Raw genomic sequence first — 16,527 nt, 5'->3', positions numbered from 1 at the left:
ACAGTCGAGAGCATGGATGAGTGCGGGATGAGGTCCGCGAGCCGGGCCCGGGTCGGCCGGGCGGCCTCGCGATGGCGTTCGCGTCCGGTGGGGTGGTGTCTCAGCACCGGCGACGCGGCACGGGGCTCGGATTCGGTCTCCTCCTCAGGAACGGAGGCTGTGGGCGAGGGTGCGCAGCCAGGGTTCGCGGAAGGCGGGGTCGGCGGTGAGCGCCTGTCGGAACGCGTCGCGGACCTCGGGGTCGCGCCCCCGATCGTGGAGGGCGACCGCGGCCGACAGGGCGGCGCGGGTCCTCTCGTCGTGGCGCGGACGGGCGACCTCGGGGTCGGCCCAGCGGGTGCGGCGGAACGACGGTTCCGTCTTGGGCTGGACGTTCCCCAGGAAGCCCCACAGCCATCCGGGAATCGACACGTTGCGCACCGCGCGGGACGGCAGCTCCTCCACCCAGGGGGCGTGCTGCTGCCAACGCCACGTGTTGGGGCTGGTCTTCTCCCGGGCGACGATCCCCAGGTAGCCGATCCGGCCGCGGATCCGGTTGCGGTCCGCGCGTTCGTCGTCGGCCCAGGCCGTCAGCTCCCGGTGCAGGTTCTCGAACGTGCTCCCCTCGTTGACCAGGTCGCAGAACACGATGGCCCGGCCGCCCCCGACGAGCCGGGCCGGGGTGATGCCCTGGGCGGTCAGGTTGACCCGGAGCTGTGCGCGCTCGGTCGGGGTGAGGTTCCCGCCGTCGCATCCGTACAGGGACAGCGGCAGCCGGTGGACGCGGTCGCGGTGCGGGGTGTCGGCGAGGACACCGTGGAGCAGGTCGTACAGGCTGTCGGGGGAACGACCGACGAAGTACAGGTCCCGGTCCGCGCTGCGGGCCAGGACCTTGGCCGCGCACTCGACGAGGGCGTCCACGTAGGTCCCGTCCGGCCGCACGGGTTCGGTGAGGGATCCCGTGTGATCGCGTTCCACGTCCCAGCGGAAGGGGAGGTTGGGTTCGGGCATGCCTGTCAGGGAAGCGGAGTCGGGCGCCTCGCGCAAGGGATTTTCCCGGTGGGCGCGAGGATGGGTCGGTGACCTCTCTCCGTCCGGCCTCGACCGCCACCCTGGTCCTCGTCACCGAGGACGCGCCGATCGCTCCGCCCGCCGTGGCGGTGTCGCCGTCGGTGCCGCCGCCCGTGCCCGAGGGGGCGGTGCGGTTCGCGACGTTCAACACGGCCCTGTCCCGGGGGCGGCCCGGGGGGATGGCTCGGGCGTTGGCGTCCGCGGGGTGGGGGCGGGCGCGGGTGATCGCCGAGATCGTGCAGCGGGTGCGCCCCGACGTGCTGCTGGTGAACGAGTTCGACCACGATCCCACGGGGCGGGCCCTGCGGTCGTTCGCGCGGGGGTATCTGGCGCGGGGGTGGAACGGTGCGGAGGGTGTCGATTACCCGTACGCCTACGCGGCTCCGGTGAACACGGGTGTGGCGTCGGGTGTGGATCTCAACGGTGACGGTCGGGTCGTGAGGGAGCCGGGGAGCGTCGCCTACGCCGAGGACGCGTTGGGGTTCGGTCGGTTTCCCGGCCAGTACGGGATGGCGGTGTTCTCGCGGTACCCGTTGGGCGTGGCGCGGGCGCGCACGTTCCGGTCGTTGCGGTGGGCGGAGATGCCCGGTGCGCTGCTGCCGGTGGATCCGGTGACCGGGGGTCCGTTCTTCTCGCCGGAGGCGCGGGCGGTGGCGCGGTTGTCGTCCAAGAGTCACTGGGATCTGCCGGTGGATCCGGGGTGGGGCCGTCCGGTGCACCTGTTGGCGTCGCATCCGACGCCGCCGGCGTTCGACGGTCCGGAGCGGCGGAACGTGCTGCGCAATCACGACGAGGTCCGGTTCTGGGTGGATTATCTGACCCCTGGCGCGGACGGCTACATACGGGACGACGCGGGTGTGCGCGGCGGTCTGGAGCCGGGGGCGCCGTTCGTGGTGGCCGGGGATCTCAACGCCGATCCCGGGGAGGGCGCGTCGTCGTCCAAGGCGATCACCCGGTTGTTGGAGCATTCCCGGGTGGTGGATCCGCTGCCTCACTCCCAGGGTGGCCGGGGCCGGGTGGGGAGCGCGGTGGGCGCCGTGGGGCACGGGGAGGTGTGCGCGGAGGACACGCGGCGGGGGCACCTGAGGGTGGACTACGTGTTGCCGTCGCGGGGTTCGTCGGTGGGTGCGCGGGGTGTGTTCTGGCCCGCTCTGGACGACCCGTTGGTGCGGCTCACGGGTGCCGGGCGTCCGTTCCCGGGGTCGGATCACCGGCTCGTCTGGGTGGACGTGGCGCCGTGACCGGGTGCCCGGCTCCGTCGGGAGGGCGGGTGGCCCGTGGGTGCGCGGCGCCGACGGGTCGGGGCGGCTTTCGGGGTCCGGGGTTCGGATGGGGCCCGGGCCGCGCGTCCTCGCCGCCTCGGGGCGGGGGACGGTGGCCGCCCGGGCCGTCCGGTCACGGTCGGTGTTGGCGGGTGGCCTCCTCCTCGGCGGCGGCCAGGCCCGCGCTGATGACGCTGTCCATGATGGCGGCGAGCCGGTCGGCGCCCAGGCGGGGAGCGTGTCGGGCCATGCGTTCGACGAGGCGGCGTTCGCGGTCCATGTCGCGGCCGGCGAAGTAGCCGACGGGCTTGAGCCGTTGGACCCGGGCGGCGATGAGGGCGCGTTGTTCGAGGAGTTCGGCGAGGCGGGCGTCGACGTCGTCGATGTGTTCGCGCAGCCGGGCGATCTCGTGGGTGGTGGACGGGGTGGTGGTCTGGTCGTGCACGGTGGCCTCCGGTCGCGTTGGGTGCGGCCGTACGGTGTCCCGCGCGGGGGTGTCGGCCGCCTGGAAAGCGAAAGAGCACCGGGGCGCGATGCCCGAGTGCTCTGTTGCCGACGTTCCCGTTTCCGCCTACGTGTCGACGGCCGACGGGAGCGTCGGCTCGTTAAACACGCGATAGCGGTGGGTCATGTCCGTGATGGTAGCGCGTCCGTGGGGTGTGTGCACGGGGACCCGCCTATGCGGGGATCTCGACGCGCACCATGATGGCGTTCGCCTCGGCGGTGATCTCGCCGTTGACGCGGATGCGGCCGGTGACGAAGACCTTGCGCCGTTCGGTGCGCCGCACTTCGGCGGTGATCTCCAGCGGGTTGAACAGGGGGGTGGGCCTGCGGTAGTCCACCTCGAGTTTGGCGGTGAGGCCGGGTGAGGTGGCCAGGGAGGAGGCGGTGCCGACGGCCTGGTCGAGGAGGGCGGCGATCCAGCCGCCGTGGACGAGTCCGGGCGGGCCCTGGTAGAGGGTGCCGAGGGTGACCTCGCCGCGCACGCCCTCGGCGGTGGGCTGGAGGAAGAGCGGTGGGGCGGCCGGGTTGGTGTCGCCGGCGACGATGTTCGTGATGGTGCCGTGTTCGGCGGTGCCGTCGTCGAGTTCGCGGCGGACCATGGTGCCGATCTGGCGGCGGGCGACGTCGAGGCGGGCGGTGACGTCCTCGATGGTGGCGGCGGCCTCGGCGAGGGTGTCGGTGTCGGCTCCGGTGTTGGCGACCACGTCGATGAGGGTGTGGACGCGGGCCACCAGGTCGCGCAGCTCGGCGGGGATGTCGGCCTGTTCGACGACGGGGAGCCCGAAGGCCCGGGGGTCGGGGCGTTGGGGGGCCGGCTGCGTGTTGACCGTCATGTGTTCCTCGTCGGATCGGCGTGTGGGCTGGTGGTCGGGGACACCAACGTCAAACCGAATCCTACTCGGTGGTATTCCGGTCGGGTATCGCCCGCACGTGCGCTCCCCGTCACACCGCCGGAGGACGGGGAGCACGCGTCCGCGAGGTCAGGCGAGGTCGCGGACCATGTGGCGGTGCGGGATCCCGGCGTCGAGGAACTCCTCGCCGTGCGCGGCGTAGCCGAGCCGCTCGTAGAAGCCCAGCGCGTGGGTCTGGGCGTGCAACTCCACCGCGCGCAGTCCGCGTGCGCGGGCCCGGTCCTCCACGGCCCGCACCAGGGCGGCCCCCAGGCCGGCGCCGCGCCGCTCCGGCAGGACGGCCATGCGTCCGAGCAGGCCGGTCCCGTCGCCCTGGTCGACGAGTCGGACGGTACCGGCGGGCACACCGTCGACGAGGGCCAGCAGGTGCTCGGCGGCCGGGTCGCGCTCGTCCCACTCCTCCTCGATGGGCACCTTCTGCTCGGCGACGAAGACGGCGCCCCGGATGACGAACACGGCGGCGCGATCGCGCTCCCCGCGCGCCGGGCGGATCTCGGTAGTGGTCATGCCCGCAGCGTAGTACCGCTCCGGCCGGGTCCGGGCCCCGGCGACTAACCTGGGCGCATGGGCATGCCCAGTGTCGTTCACCCCGCCCTTGAGGATCCGCGCGCCGAGCACGCGCGCTACTGGCGCTTCTCCGGGCTGCCGGGCACCGAGATGCTCACCGCCCGGTTCGTCACCACCACCTTCACCCGGCACACGCACCCCACCTACACCTTCGGGATCATCACCGGCGGCGTCGAGGAGTACACCCACCCGGGCGGCACCTCCCGGGTGGGTCCGGGCGGGCTGGCCGTGGTCGCCCCCGACGAGGTGCACACCGGGCACGCGGGCGTCCCCGAGGGCTGGGCCTACCGGGTGTTCTATCCCGAGCCGGAGGTGGTGGTGGACATCGCTCGGGAGCTGGGGTTGCGGGGCACCCCGGCGTTCACCGAGTCGGGCATCGACGCGCCCGACGCGTCCCGGCTCCTGCACGCGGCGCACCTGGCGGCCGAACGCGGCGACCGGCTGGGCTCCTCCTCCCTGGTACGGCGCGGGATCGCGGCGCTGCTGCGCTCCCACGGACGCGAACGCCCCCCGGAGGTCCGCGAGCGTTCGGCCCGCCCCGAGGCGGTCCGGGCCCGGGAGATCCTGGCGGCCCGGTTGACCGGCCCGCCCACCCTGGAGGAGTTGGCGGCCGAGGTGGGTCTGAGCCCCTTCGCGCTGTCCCGGGCGTTCTCGGCCACGTACGGGCTTCCCCCGCACGCCTACCTCAACCAGGTGCGGGTGGGCCGCGCCCGCGCCCTGCTGGTGGCCGGCCGCCGGCCGAGCGAGGTGGCCGTGGAGGTGGGGTTCACCGACCAGGCGCACCTCAACCGGCACTTCCGCCGACACCTCGGGGTGCCGCCGGGCGCCTACCAGCGGGCGCTGTCCGTCCTCTGAGCCGGGCGCAAGAACGTACAAGACGGCGCCCCGCCCCGCTCCTAACGTGGGCGAACGTGAAAGCCATCTCCCTTCTGCGTTCTCCCGCGGTGCGCGACGGCCTCGGGATCGGTGTCGCCGTGGGCGCCGCCGGTCTGGCCTTCGGCACCGCCGCCGTGGCCGCCGGACTGTCGCCCGCCCAGGCCGTGTTCACCAGTGCGTTCATGTTCACCGGAGCGTCCCAGTTCGCGTTGATCGGTGTGGTCGCCGGCGGCGGCGATCTCGTCGCCGGGATGCTCGGGGCCCTGCTGTTGGGCGCCCGCAACACCCTGTACGGCCTTCGGCTGGCCGAGGTGCTGGGGTGGCGCGGCGGTGTGCGGCGCGCGCTGGCCGCGCACGGGGTCATCGACGAGACCACGGCGGCGACGCTGGCCCAACCGGATCGGGCGTCGGCCCGGCTGGCGTTCACGACGACCTTCGTGGTCCTGGGGACGTCGTGGGTGGTCACCACGCTGGTGGGCGCGTTGGCCACCCGGCGGGTGAGCGACATCGACGCGTGGGGGCTGGACGCGGTCGGCCCGGCGATCTTCCTGGCCCTGCTGTGGCCCCGGTTGCGCGAGGGCGGCGCCCGCGCCCGGCTGATCGCCGGGCTGGGCGCGGGACTGGCGCTCGCGGCCACTCCGGTGCTGCCGCCGGGGGTGCCGGTGCTGTTGGCCGCCTCGGCCGCGCTCATCGCCCTGATCGGTCCGGAGTCCCCGGCCGCCGAGACCGCCGACGACACCGAGGAGGTGCGGTCGTGACCCTGTGGATCGCGTTGATCGCCACCGCGGTCGGGTGTTACCTGCTGAAGTACGCGGGGTTGGCCGCGCCCCGCCGGTTGCTCGACAACGTGTGGCTGCGCCGGTTCGCGACCGCCGTGCCGTTGGCGTTGTTGGCGGCGTTGATCGCCGTGGAGGCGCTGCGCGGTGAGGGGCAGGCCCTGGCGTGGGACACGGCCCGGATGGGCGGGGTGGGCGCGGCCGTGGCGGCGTTGGCGCTGCGCGCCCCGTTCCTGGTGGTCGTCCTGGTCGCGGCCGGTGTCACCGCCGGGTTGCGGGCCCTGGGGTTGTGAGGCGGCCGGGGTGGCCGTACCGCTCCCCCGGCGATTCCGGGTCCGTGCCGTTCGGGCCGCACCCGTGCGCCGCCCGGTGGCGGCCCTCGCGGCACGGGTCCGCGGACCGTGGGGCCGGACGTGGCGATCGTGGGGAATCCACCCCCTCCCCGATCGTTCCGTGGTGTGATCACGGTGGACCGGATCGCGCGGACGGACGGTCGTCCCCGGGTGCCGAAGGCGTTCCTTGACCGGGCTTCGGCGCGCCTGTCAGAGTCGGCGACAGACGCCCGGCCGATCCCGGACGCACCGAGTGGACCTTGCGACGATGGAAGGGACCCCACCCTCATGGCCACAGCCGATCACCGCACCGCACCCCCCGACCGCACGGCCGCGCAGGCGGTGGTCGACGTCCTGGCCGCGGCCGGCGTCCGCCGCTGCTACACCGTTCCGGGCGAGAGCTTCCTGGAGCTCGCCGACGCCATCGACCGCCATCCCGCCATGCGGCTGATCTCCACCCGGCACGAGAACGGCGCCGGGTTCATGGCCGAGGCCGACGCCAAGCTCACCGGTGTCCCGGCGGTGGCGGCGGCCACCCGCGGCCCGGGGGCGGCCAACCTGGCGGTGGGGGTGCACACCGCGATGCAGGACTCCACCCCGATGATCGTGTTCCTGGGCCAGGCCGAGACCGAGCGGCTGGGCCGGGAGGCGTTCCAGGAGGTGGACCTCACCGCGTTCTACGCGCCGATCACCAAGTGGTCCACCACCGTGCACCGGGCCGACCGGTTGGCCGAGGTCACCGCCGAGGCGATCCGGGTGGCCCGGTCCGGGCGTCCGGGGCCGGTCGCCATCGCGGTGCCCGGGGACCTTTTCGGGACGCCGGTCGCGGCCGGTCGGACGCCCCGGCCGCCGGCTCCGTCACGGCCGCCGTTGGGCGAGGCGGAACGCGACCGGTTGGCGGCGTGGCTGACCCGCGCGGTGCGCCCGGTGATCATCGCGGGCGGGGGTGCCCGGTCGGCGCGCGGGGATCTGGTGCGGGTGGCCGAACGGTTCGGGGCGGGGGTGTACGCCGCGTGGCGGCGGCAGGACGTGTTCCCCAACGATCACCCGCTCTATCTGGGGCATCTGGGGTTGGGGACGCCGCCGGCGACGTTGGCGGCGTTGGAGGAGGCCGACGCGGTCCTGGTCGTGGGGTGCCGGTTGAGCGAGACGACCACCCAGGGGTATCGGCTGCCCGACACGACGCGGGCCCGGGTGGCCCGGATCGACATCGATCCGGGCCGGCCGGGGTCGCACGTCGACCTGTGGTCGTCGGTGGTCGCCGATGCCGGGGTGGCGCTGGGCGAGCTGGCCGAGGCCCCGTTCCAGGCCCCTTACCGGGACTGGAGCACGGCCCGGCGGACGTGGGTGGAGTCGGCGACCGTCCCGGAGGAGACGGAGGCGCACGGGGGGCCGGGGATGCACCCGTGGCAGGTCGTCGCGGGGATGCGGGAGGCGTTGCCGGAGGACGCGATCGTGACCAACGACGCCGGGAACTTCGCGTCGTTCCTCCACCGGGGTTGGTGGTTCCGCCATCCGGGCACCCAGTTGGCGCCCACCAGCGGGGCGATGGGGTACGCGGTGCCGGCGGCGGTGGCCGCGAAGGTCGCGGCGCCGGAGCGCACCGTGGTGGCGGTGGCCGGTGACGGCGGCGCGCTCATGACCGGCCAGGAGGTGGAGACGGCGGTGCGCGAGGGCGCGGCGATCACGATCGTGGTGTTCCAGAACGGTCTGTACGGCACGATCGCCATGCACCAGGCGCGTGAGATGGGGCGGTTGGCGGGCACCCGGATCGGTGGGCCGTTGGACCTGGCGGGGTGGGCCCGTGCCCTGGGGGCCCGGGGGGCGACCGTGCGCACCGGGGAGGAGCTGGTGAAGGCCTTGGGGGAGGCGGTGGGAGCCGATCTGCCGACGCTCGTGGACGTGCGCACGGACCCGGAGGTGATCAGCCCGGTGGCCACCCTGTCCGAACTGTTGGAGGCCCCTCGTTGACCGGTGCCCGGGCGCGGTGTCCCCGCCGCGTCCGGGCGGTCCGTTCCGGTGGGCGTGGTCAGCAGACGGGGACGGGGCGGGTGTCGTAGGTGGAGGCCGCGTCGCGCAGGGCGCGGACGGCCGCGCGGATGGCGGGGCGGCGGGAGGCGTCGGTGCGCCAGAACGCGTACACCTGGCGGACCAGGGCGGGCTGGACCGGGACGAGGCGCACCCCGTCCGGTAGGGGGCCGCGGCCGAGGCGGGGCATGACGGCGGCCCCGATTCCGGCGGCGATGAGGGCGAGTTTGGTCTGGTGTTCCTCGACGTTGTGGATGACGCGGGGTTCGCCGCCGCGTGAGCGGATCATGTCGTAGAGCCATTCGTTGCAGATCGACCCGCGCGACCAGCTGATCCAGGGCAGGTCGAGGATCTCGTCGATCTCCAGGATCTCCCGGTGGGCGAGGGGGTGGTCGGCGGGCAGGGCGATGTCGCCGACGTCCTCCATGAGCGGGGCGCGGCTCATGCCGTCGGGCAGGGTGAGGGGGGATCCCCTCCAGTCGATGACCATGCAGAGGTCGACATCGCCGCGGGCGATGGACTGCTGGCTTTCGCGGGGTTCCTCTTCGAAGAGTTCGACCCGCAACCGGGGGTGGGCCTCGCGCAGGGAGTTGAGGGCCTGGGGGAGGATGCCGCGCACGGCGGTGGGGGTGGCGGACAGGCGCAGGTGTCCGGTGACGTCGTCGCGGTGCGCTTCCAGTTCGGCTTCGGCGCGTTGGACCATGGACAGGATGCGGGCGGCGTGTTCGACGAGGAGTTCGGCGGCGTCGGTGAGGCGCACCCCCCGGCCGTTGCGCTCGACGAGGGACTGGCCGACCTCGCGTTCGAGTTTGGCGAGTTGCTGGGAGACGGCCGAGTTGGTGACGTGGAGGGCCTCGGCCGCTGCGCTGAGCGAACCGTGTGCCGCGATGGCGTGGAGGACACGGAGGCGGTCGACACTGAGCATGTAAGCGACACTAACTCACGAGTTAAGAAATGCGAAGTAGACCTAACACATCGGATCACGGTACAACCGTTCCATGTCCGTACTCTCCCCGCCCGAGGCCTCACCCGTCGACACCCGCCGCCCGTTGGCCGACTGGCGGGTGAAGTTCGCCCTCCTGGCCCTGATCTGGGGCATGAGCTTCGTGTTCATCAAGGTGGCCGCCGAGTCGCTGGCGCCGACGCAGGTGTCCCTGGGTCGTATCGTCGCCGGCGCCCTGCCGCTCCTGGTCGTCATGCTGCTGCGCGGTGGCCGGTGGCCCGCCTCGCCCCGTCTGTGGGCGCACATGGCCGTCGCCGCGCTCCTGCTCAACACGATCCCCTTCACCCTGTTCGGGTACGCGGGGCAGCTCATCCCCTCGGCGGTGATGGGCATCGTCAACGCCGCGACGCCGCTGTTCGGGGTGGCCTTCTCGATGGTGCTGCTGGCCGACGAGCGGCGCCCGGACCGGGACCGGGTGCTGGGTCTGGCGGTCGGGTTCCTGGGTGTGCTGGTGGTGTTCGGGGTGTGGAACTCCCTGGGCGAGGTGAGTGTGAGCGACCGCGACGCCATGATCGGCATGGCCTTCGTGGTGGCCGCGACCGCCTGCTACGGGATCGGCACCCCGTACCTGCGCCGGTTCGTGGCGGGCAGTTCCCACAGCGCGCTGGAGCTGAGCACCCTGCAACTGCTGCTGGCCGCCGTCCCCCTGGCGGTGCTGGTGCCCCTGACCACCGACGTTCCCACCGGTGTGACCTGGCAGGTCGTGGCGTCGGTGGTGGTGCTGGGGGTGTTGGGCACGGGGGTGGCCTACATCCTCCAGTACTCGGTGGTGCGGGAGGCGGGTGCGACGGTGGCCACCACGGTGACCTACGTGGTGCCGGTCATCTCGATCGCCGCCGGGATCACGCTGATGGGCGAGTCCCTGTCCTGGAACCAGCCCTTGGGCGCGGTGGTCATCATCGTCGGCGCGGCCCTGTGCCAGGGGATGATCCGCACCCGGCCGGTCCGGCCGCCCTCGGCCTGACCGGGGCCGGGCCGGGAACGACGCGGGGCCCCGATCCGCCACCGGACCGTTCGCGGTCGCGGTGCGGGTCGGGGCCCCGGTGTGTGCGGGAGGTCCGGCGCGTGCGGGAGGTTCAGTCCTCGCGCAGGATCTCCATGGCGCGCTCCAGGTCCTGCGGGTAGGGGCTGGAGTACTCGACGGGGCGGTGCTCGGTGGGGTGATCGAACCCGAGCCGTACCGCGTGCAGCCACTGGCGTCGCACGCCCAGGCGTTCGGCGATGGTGGGGTCGGCCCCGTAGAGCGCGTCGCCCACGCACGGGTGGCGCAGCGCCGACATGTGCACCCGGATCTGGTGGGTGCGCCCGGTCTCCAGCCTGATCTCCAGGAGGCTGGCGGCCCGGAACGCCTCCTGGGTGTCGTAGTGGGTGACCGAGGGGCGTCCGCCCGCCACCACGGCCCAGCGGCCGTCACCGGCGGGGTGCCGGTCGATGGGGGCGTCGACGGTGCCGCGCAGCGGGTCCGGGTGCCCTTGGACCAGGGTGTGGTAGCGCTTGTCGACCCTGCGCTCCTTGAAGGCGCGCTTGAGGACGCTGTAGGCGATCTCGCTCTTGGCCACCACCATCAGCCCGGTGGTGTTGGCGTCCAACCGGTGCACGATGCCCTGGCGTTCGGCGGCACCGCTGGTGGCCACCTGCACGCCGGCGGCCAGCAGGCCTTCGAGGACGCTGGGGCCGGTCCATCCGACCGTGGGGTGGGCGACCACCCCGACGGGTTTGTCGACCACGAGGATGTCGGCGTCCTCGTGCACGATCCGCATGCCCGGCACGGCCTCGGGGCGGGGTACGGGCGCGGTGGGGGGCGGCGGGAGGGTGATCTCCAGCCAGGCGCCGGCGTGGACCCGGTCGGACTTGGCCGCCTCGGCGCCGTCCACCAGGACGCTGCCGTCGACGATGAGTTCGGCGGCGCGGGTACGGGACAGCCCGAACAGCCGGGCGATCGCCGCGTCGAGCCGGTCGCCCTCCAGGCCGTCGGGCACGGGCAGGCTGCGGGTGTCGCTCACTGGCCCTTCCCTTCGGTCGTGTCGTCACCGGGGGCGGTGTCGCCCTCGGTGTCGTCGGTGGTGGCGACGGCCGCCTCGGTCTTGTCGGACGCCCAGGTGCCGTCGGGGTCGAGCCCCTTGAAGGTCAGCGCGACGACCAGGATCGCCCCGACCACCACGCAGGAGTCGGCGACGTTGAAGACCGGGAAGCTCATCACCTTGACGAAGTCGACGACGGCGCCGTGGAACGGTTCGGGCTCGCGGAAGATCCGGTCCAGCAGGTTGCCGGCGGCCCCGCCCATCATCAGGCCGAGGGCGACCGCCCACCAGGCGCTGCGCACGCGCAGGCCGTAGCAGGCGATCGCGATCACCACGACGGTGGCGATGGTGGAGAACACCCAGGTGTGGTCGGTGCCCATGGAGAAGGCGGCACCGGTGTTGTACACCAGGGTGAACTGCACGACGCTGCCGATGACGTCGAGTCGTTCACCCTCGTGGAAGGTCGCCAGGACCCATTCCTTGGTGAGGAGGTCGACACCGATGGCGGTGAGCGCGATGAGCACCAGCATCGGATAGCGGCGCGGGGGGATCCCCGTCTTGCGGTTCGTGGTCATGTTGCTGTCCCCGGAGGGCTCTACCTCAGTCAGCGGCGCTCCTCGCGCTGTTTGCAGGTGACGCACAGGGTGGCCCGGGGGAACGCCTGAAGGCGCGCCTTGCCGGTGGGCCGACCGCATGACTCACAGATCCCGTAGGTCCCCGCGTGCATCCGTTCGATCGCCCGCTCGCTCGCGGCGAGCAGGTCACGAGTATTGTAGGCCAACGCCAGCTCGTGTTCGCGTTCGAAGGCCTTGGCCCCGGTGTCGGCGGGATCGTCCCCCGCCCCCTCGACGGGGTCGGTGAGTCGTTCGGCGACCTGTCGCTCGACCTGGCGTATCTCCTCGCGCGCCGTGGCGATGTCGTTCTCCAGTCGCTCCCGGACCCGGACCAGTTCCTCCGACGTCCAGGGGTCCTCCCCCGGCAGCACCGGCATATCCGCCGCCTCGGTGGCTTTCATCGCGTTGCCTCCCCCGACCGTGCGGCACCCGCCCGAACCCCGCCGACCTGCGGGATCACCCCCGTGGGCGGAGCCGCGAGTGGTGCGGGGAAGCCTAGGCGAGCACCGGCCCCTTGGCAACGACCGGGCCCGGTGACGGGCCCCGCGCGGGTGCGGGGTGTCGGGGACCGGACCGGTGGCCTCCCACCCGGTGGGGCGGGGAGACGGGGGGCGTCGGCGCGCGGGCGGCCTCGGCCGGGCGCAGGCCCTCCCGGGCCGGGTTCGGGCCCGGGGGGCTACTCGGCGGTGGCGAAGCCGCCGTAGTCCTCGGCGAGGGCGGCCAGGTGCGGTTCGTCGAACACCGCCGGGCCGCCGTGCGGGCCCGTGTGCACCTCGATGACCCAGTCGGCGTCCTCGGCGTCGTCCTCCCCCGCCAGCATGTCCCGGTGGACCAGGCACGGTTCGTAGCCCTGCTCGACCAACTGTTCGGCCAGTTCCTCGGCGTCGTCCCGATCCGACAGCGTCACCAGGACGGTGCCGCGCACGTTCTCGGCCATGGTGTCGCTCCCTAGAGAAAAGCGCGAGGTTCCGCCCCGCACTGCGTTATCCTGGGCCCGGGTGTCGATGGGGACGAGTAGTGCCGGCCCCGACCGGACGGACACAGCTTAGAAGCGCGGTCCCGTCCAAGCGACCCGGGGGCGGTGGGAGCCCGGGGGCACGACCGGCACGAAGATCACCCCGGAGCCGTCGGAAGAACGGGACGCCGCGCGTCCCCGGTAGACCCGACAAGCACAACGAAGAGGGAACCGACCCGGCCGCCGTCGCGCGGACGGAACACGGTCTCCAAGGAGGGTGGTACCGCGGGGCCCCTGGCCTCGTCCCTCCGTCAGGAACTCCCCTGATGGAAAGGTACGACGGTGGCCAACGACTCCCGGCCGGACGCATCCCGCGCACTACCCCAGCTGCCCGCGCAGATCGACCTGCCCGCGATGGAGCGCGAGATCCTCGACCGTTGGTCGAAGGAGAACGTCTTCCAGCGCTCCCTCGACCAGACCCGCGGCGGCCCGAACTGGGTGTTCTACGAGGGCCCGCCCACCGCCAACGGGCAGCCCGGCGTGCACCACGTCGAGGCTCGCGCGTTCAAGGACGTCTTCCCGCGTTTTCGCACCATGCGCGGCTACCACGTGGACCGCAAGGCCGGCTGGGACTGCCACGGCCTGCCCGTCGAGGTGGCCGTGGAGAAGGAACTCGGCCTGTCCGGCAAGAAGGACATCGAGTCCTTCGGCATCGCCGAGTTCAACGCCCGGTGCCGCGAGTCCGTGCTGCGCAACGTCGACGCGTTCACCGCGATGACCGAGCGCATGGGCTACTGGGTGAACATGGACGACGCCTACCGCACCATGGACCCGCGGTACGTGGAGTCGGTGTGGTGGGCGCTGAAGCGGATCTGGGAGAAGGACCTGCTGGTCCGCGACTTCCGGATCAGCCCCTACTGTCCGCGTTGCGGCACCACCCTGTCCGACCACGAGCTGGCCCAGGGGTACGAGACCGTCACCGACCCGTCGGTGTACGTGCGTTTCCCGGTGACGTCGGGGCCGCTGGCCGCCCCCGAGCACCCGACCGCGCTGTTGGTGTGGACGACCACCCCGTGGACGTTGGTGTCCAACACCGCCGTGGCGGTCCACCCCGACGTGGAGTACGTGGTGGCCACCGACGGGAACGAGCGCCTGGTCGTGGCCCGGCCGCTGTTCGAGAAGGTCCTCGGGGAGGGCTGGGAACTCACCGGGGAGTCCTTCGAGGGCGACGAGATGGAGCGCTGGACCTACCGGCGTCCGTTCGACCTGGTGCCCTTCGACGAGCCCGCCCACTACGTGGTGCTCGCCGACTACGTGACCGTCGAGGACGGCACCGGTCTGGTCCACCAGGCGCCCGCATTCGGTGCCGACGACATGGCGGTGGCCCGCGCCTACGGGCTGCCGATGGTCAACCCGGTGCGCCCCGACGGCGCCTTCGAGGAGGACCTGGACCTGGTCGGCGGGGTGTTCTTCAAGGAGGCCGACAGGACGCTGACGCGGGACCTGAAGGACCGGGGTCTGCTGTTCCGGCATCTGAGCTACGAGCACTCCTACCCGCACTGCTGGCGCTGCCACACGGCGCTGCTGTACTACGCGGTGCCGTCCTGGTACATCCGCACCACCGCGGTCAAGGACGAGCTGATCGCGCAGAACCAGGCGACGAACTGGGTGCCCGAGAACGTCAAGGAGGGCCGTTTCGGGGAGTGGCTGCGGGGCAACGTCGACTGGGCGTTGTCGCGCAACCGCTACTGGGGCACCCCGCTGCCGATCTGGGAGTTCCCCGACGGGCGGCGGATCTGCGTGGGTTCGCTCGCGGAGCTGAGCGAGCTGAGCGGGCAGGACCTGTCGAACCTGGACCCGCACCGCCCCTACGTGGACGACATCGTCATCCCCGATCCGGACGCCGACCCGTCCCTCCCCGAGGAGGAGCGGGTGGCGCGGCGCGTACCCGAGGTCATCGACGCCTGGTTCGACTCGGGGTCGATGCCGTTCGCGCAGTGGGGCGCGCCGCACGTCGACGAGGAGGTGTTCCGGGAGAACTTCCCGGCGCAGTACATCTCCGAGGCGATCGACCAGACCCGCGGCTGGTTCTACTCGCTGCTGGCGGTCAACACGATGGTGCACGACCGCAACGCGTTCGAGAACGTCGTGGTGCTCGGTCACATCCTCGCCGAGGACGGCCGCAAGATGAGCAAGCACCTGGGCAACGTGATGGAGCCCATCCCGGTGATGGACCGGCACGGCGCCGACGCGCTGCGGTGGTTCATGCTGGCCAGTGGTTCGCCGTGGACCGCCCGTCGGGTGGGGCACGCCGCCTTGGAGGAGATCGTCCGCAAGGTGCTGCTGACCTACTACAGCACCGTGTCGTTCTTCACCCTGTACGCGAACGCCGGCGGGGGCTGGGACCACACCCGGCTGGCGGACGCGCCGGCGCCGCAGGACCGGCCGCTGTTGGACCGGTGGCTGTTGTCGGAGCTGAACGAGGTCGTCCGCGACGTCACGGCGGCGATGGACGCCTTCGACACCACCACGGCGGGCCGTCGCCTGACCGCGTTCGTGGACGACGTCTCCAACTGGTACGTGCGCCGGTCGCGGCGCCGTTTCTGGGGCGGGGCGGACACTCCGGAGGGCGCGGCGGCGTTCGCGACGCTGTTCGAGGCCTTGGAGACGGTGACGCTGTTGATGGCGCCGGTCGTGCCGTTCCTGACCGAACACGTCTGGGCGGCGCTGCGGCGGCCGGGGGCTCCGGAGTCGGTGCACCTGGCGTCGTGGCCGCAGGTGCGCGAGGACCTGATCGACCCGGCCCTGTCGGAGCACATGGGGTTGACCCGTCGTCTGGTGGAGCTGGGCCGGTCGGCGCGGGTGGACTCGGCGGTGCGCACCCGTCAGCCGCTGGCGCGCGCCCTGGTGGGCGCCTCGGGCTTCGAGAACCTGCCGGAGCAGTTGCGCGACCAGGTCGCCGACGAGCTGAACGTGGCGTCGCTGGACTCGCTGTCGTCGGTCGGCGGTGACCTGGTGGACTACCTGGTCAAGCCGAACTTCCGGGCGCTGGGCAAGCGGTTCGCGAAGCGGACGCCGCTGGTCGCGAAGGCGATCCAGGTGGCCGACCCGGCGGAGCTGGTGCGCCAGGTGCGCGAGACCGGCTGGGCGCGGGTCCGGGTCGAGGACGAGCCGGTGGAGGTCAGCGCCGACGAGGTGTTGGTCACCGAGCAGCCGCGTGAGGGCTGGGCGGTCGCCTCGGAGTCGGGTGAGACGGTGGCGCTGGACCTGGAGCTGACGTCGGAGCTGCGTCGGGCGGGTCTGGCCCGGGAGATGGTGCGTATGCTCCAGGAGGCCCGCAAGCAGAGCGGCCTGGACGTGTCGGACCGTATCCAGGTGTGGTGGACGGCCACCGACGAGGTCACGTCGCGGGCGCTCGCCGAGCACGGTGGGACCATCGCCGGCGAGGTGCTGGCGGACGCCTTCACGGCGGGTGAGATCGGTGCGGATCTGCACCGCACCTCATCGGAGGAGTTCGGCGTGGCCTTCGGCTTCCGCAAGGCCTGATCGACGGCGACGGGCGCCGCCCCCCCCGCGGGGGGCGGCGCCCGTCGGTGTTACCCGTACGGGGGGTGTCAGGGGCGTTCGC

The 16,527-nt window shown here is 72.7% G+C and carries 16 protein-coding genes; 7 read left to right on the top strand and 9 right to left on the bottom strand.

The window, feature by feature from the left end; all coding sequences use genetic code 11:
- Positions 1 to 144: 144 nt before the first annotated feature.
- Positions 145 to 990 (bottom strand): hypothetical protein, encoded by an 846-nt coding sequence (locus tag RM479_RS18715; RefSeq protein WP_311513021.1) that lies wholly within the window; start codon positions 988 to 990, stop codon positions 145 to 147.
- A gap of 68 nt (positions 991 to 1,058) precedes the next feature.
- Between RM479_RS18715 and RM479_RS18710 the strand changes: the two genes are divergently transcribed.
- Entirely contained in the window at positions 1,059 to 2,291 is a 1,233-nt protein-coding gene (locus RM479_RS18710; RefSeq protein WP_311513020.1) for an endonuclease/exonuclease/phosphatase family protein, read from the top strand.
- A 154-nt stretch (positions 2,292 to 2,445) separates the two neighbouring features.
- Here the strand turns inward: RM479_RS18710 and RM479_RS18705 are convergent, their stop codons facing one another.
- The 3 genes from RM479_RS18705 to RM479_RS18695 form a co-directional block, all read right to left on the bottom strand.
- Complete coding sequence (locus RM479_RS18705) at positions 2,446 to 2,757, bottom strand: chorismate mutase (RefSeq protein ID WP_311513019.1); 312 nt, start codon at positions 2,755 to 2,757, stop codon at positions 2,446 to 2,448.
- A 232-nt stretch (positions 2,758 to 2,989) separates the two neighbouring features.
- Entirely contained in the window at positions 2,990 to 3,649 is a 660-nt protein-coding gene (locus tag RM479_RS18700; RefSeq protein ID WP_311513018.1) for a PaaI family thioesterase, read from the bottom strand.
- 147 nt (positions 3,650 to 3,796) lie between these two features.
- On the bottom strand, positions 3,797 to 4,234 hold the full coding sequence (locus RM479_RS18695) for a GNAT family N-acetyltransferase (protein WP_311513017.1): 438 nt from the start codon (positions 4,232 to 4,234) through the stop codon (positions 3,797 to 3,799).
- Positions 4,235 to 4,291: 57 nt separating this feature from the next.
- On the opposite strand from RM479_RS18695, the gene RM479_RS18690 reads away from it, so the two are divergent.
- From RM479_RS18690 to RM479_RS18675, 4 genes are all read left to right on the top strand, one after another.
- Positions 4,292 to 5,149 carry a helix-turn-helix domain-containing protein gene (locus RM479_RS18690; RefSeq protein WP_311513016.1) on the top strand — a complete coding sequence of 286 codons (858 nt, stop codon included), beginning with the start codon at positions 4,292 to 4,294 and terminating at the stop codon, positions 5,147 to 5,149.
- Positions 5,150 to 5,205: 56 nt separating this feature from the next.
- Entirely contained in the window at positions 5,206 to 5,928 is a 723-nt protein-coding gene (locus RM479_RS18685; protein WP_311513015.1) for an AzlC family ABC transporter permease, read from the top strand.
- A complete protein-coding gene (locus tag RM479_RS18680) occupies positions 5,925 to 6,239 on the top strand; it encodes an AzlD domain-containing protein (RefSeq protein ID WP_311513014.1) in 315 nt (104 codons plus the stop codon). Before RM479_RS18685 ends, RM479_RS18680 begins: the two co-directional genes overlap by 4 nt.
- A 327-nt stretch (positions 6,240 to 6,566) precedes the next feature.
- Positions 6,567 to 8,249, top strand: coding sequence for a thiamine pyrophosphate-dependent enzyme (locus RM479_RS18675; protein WP_311513013.1), 1,683 nt, complete (start codon positions 6,567 to 6,569; stop codon positions 8,247 to 8,249).
- Between the two features lie 58 nt (positions 8,250 to 8,307).
- Here RM479_RS18675 and RM479_RS18670 read toward each other — a convergent pair whose 3' ends face one another.
- A complete protein-coding gene (locus RM479_RS18670; protein WP_311513012.1) occupies positions 8,308 to 9,231 on the bottom strand; it encodes a LysR family transcriptional regulator in 924 nt (307 codons plus the stop codon).
- 73 nt (positions 9,232 to 9,304) lie between these two features.
- On the opposite strand from RM479_RS18670, the gene RM479_RS18665 reads away from it, so the two are divergent.
- Entirely contained in the window at positions 9,305 to 10,273 is a 969-nt protein-coding gene (locus RM479_RS18665) for a DMT family transporter (protein ID WP_311513011.1), read from the top strand.
- Between the two features lie 112 nt (positions 10,274 to 10,385).
- On the opposite strand, the gene RM479_RS18660 is transcribed toward RM479_RS18665, so the two are convergent.
- From RM479_RS18660 to RM479_RS18645, 4 genes are all read right to left on the bottom strand, one after another.
- Positions 10,386 to 11,312, bottom strand: coding sequence for an RluA family pseudouridine synthase (locus RM479_RS18660; protein ID WP_274807828.1), 927 nt, complete (start codon positions 11,310 to 11,312; stop codon positions 10,386 to 10,388).
- Complete coding sequence (lspA, locus tag RM479_RS18655; RefSeq protein WP_311513010.1) at positions 11,309 to 11,905, bottom strand: signal peptidase II; 597 nt, start codon at positions 11,903 to 11,905, stop codon at positions 11,309 to 11,311. Before lspA ends, RM479_RS18660 begins: the two co-directional genes overlap by 4 nt.
- A gap of 29 nt (positions 11,906 to 11,934) precedes the next feature.
- Positions 11,935 to 12,345, bottom strand: a complete 411-nt coding sequence (locus RM479_RS18650; RefSeq protein WP_311513009.1) for a TraR/DksA family transcriptional regulator — start codon at positions 12,343 to 12,345, stop codon at positions 11,935 to 11,937.
- A 275-nt stretch (positions 12,346 to 12,620) separates the two neighbouring features.
- Entirely contained in the window at positions 12,621 to 12,881 is a 261-nt protein-coding gene (locus RM479_RS18645; protein WP_311513008.1) for an amidohydrolase family protein, read from the bottom strand.
- 360 nt (positions 12,882 to 13,241) lie between these two features.
- Between RM479_RS18645 and ileS the strand changes: the two genes are divergently transcribed.
- The gene (gene ileS / locus RM479_RS18640; protein WP_311513007.1) at positions 13,242 to 16,445 is read left to right on the top strand and encodes an isoleucine--tRNA ligase; all 3,204 of its coding nucleotides are present in this window, start codon (positions 13,242 to 13,244) and stop codon (positions 16,443 to 16,445) included.
- Positions 16,446 to 16,527 lie beyond the last annotated feature (82 nt).

Source organism: Nocardiopsis lambiniae (genome assembly GCF_031845465.1).
In the GTDB taxonomy this organism is placed as follows: Bacteria; Actinomycetota; Actinomycetes; order Streptosporangiales; family Streptosporangiaceae; genus Nocardiopsis; species Nocardiopsis lambiniae.
The sequence above is the reverse complement of the archived record's forward strand: the minus strand, read 5'-3'. Positions and strand labels throughout refer to the sequence as shown.

What these genes read in the sequence shown, in the direction of transcription:
- RM479_RS18715 (WP_311513021.1), bottom strand. Translation starts at nt 990, where the DNA reads ATGCCCGAACCCAACCTCCCCTTCCGCTGGGACGTGGAACGCGATCAC.
- RM479_RS18700 (WP_311513018.1), bottom strand. Translation starts at nt 3,649, where the DNA reads ATGACGGTCAACACGCAGCCGGCCCCCCAACGCCCCGACCCCCGGGCC.
- RM479_RS18695 (WP_311513017.1), bottom strand. Translation starts at nt 4,234, where the DNA reads ATGACCACTACCGAGATCCGCCCGGCGCGCGGGGAGCGCGATCGCGCC.
- RM479_RS18690 (WP_311513016.1), top strand. Translation starts at nt 4,292, where the DNA reads ATGGGCATGCCCAGTGTCGTTCACCCCGCCCTTGAGGATCCGCGCGCC.
- RM479_RS18675 (WP_311513013.1), top strand. Translation starts at nt 6,567, where the DNA reads ATGGCCACAGCCGATCACCGCACCGCACCCCCCGACCGCACGGCCGCG.
- RM479_RS18670 (WP_311513012.1), bottom strand. Translation starts at nt 9,231, where the DNA reads ATGCTCAGTGTCGACCGCCTCCGTGTCCTCCACGCCATCGCGGCACAC.
- RM479_RS18665 (WP_311513011.1), top strand. Translation starts at nt 9,305, where the DNA reads ATGTCCGTACTCTCCCCGCCCGAGGCCTCACCCGTCGACACCCGCCGC.
- lspA (WP_311513010.1), bottom strand. Translation starts at nt 11,905, where the DNA reads ATGACCACGAACCGCAAGACGGGGATCCCCCCGCGCCGCTATCCGATG.
- RM479_RS18650 (WP_311513009.1), bottom strand. Translation starts at nt 12,345, where the DNA reads ATGAAAGCCACCGAGGCGGCGGATATGCCGGTGCTGCCGGGGGAGGAC.
- RM479_RS18645 (WP_311513008.1), bottom strand. Translation starts at nt 12,881, where the DNA reads ATGGCCGAGAACGTGCGCGGCACCGTCCTGGTGACGCTGTCGGATCGG.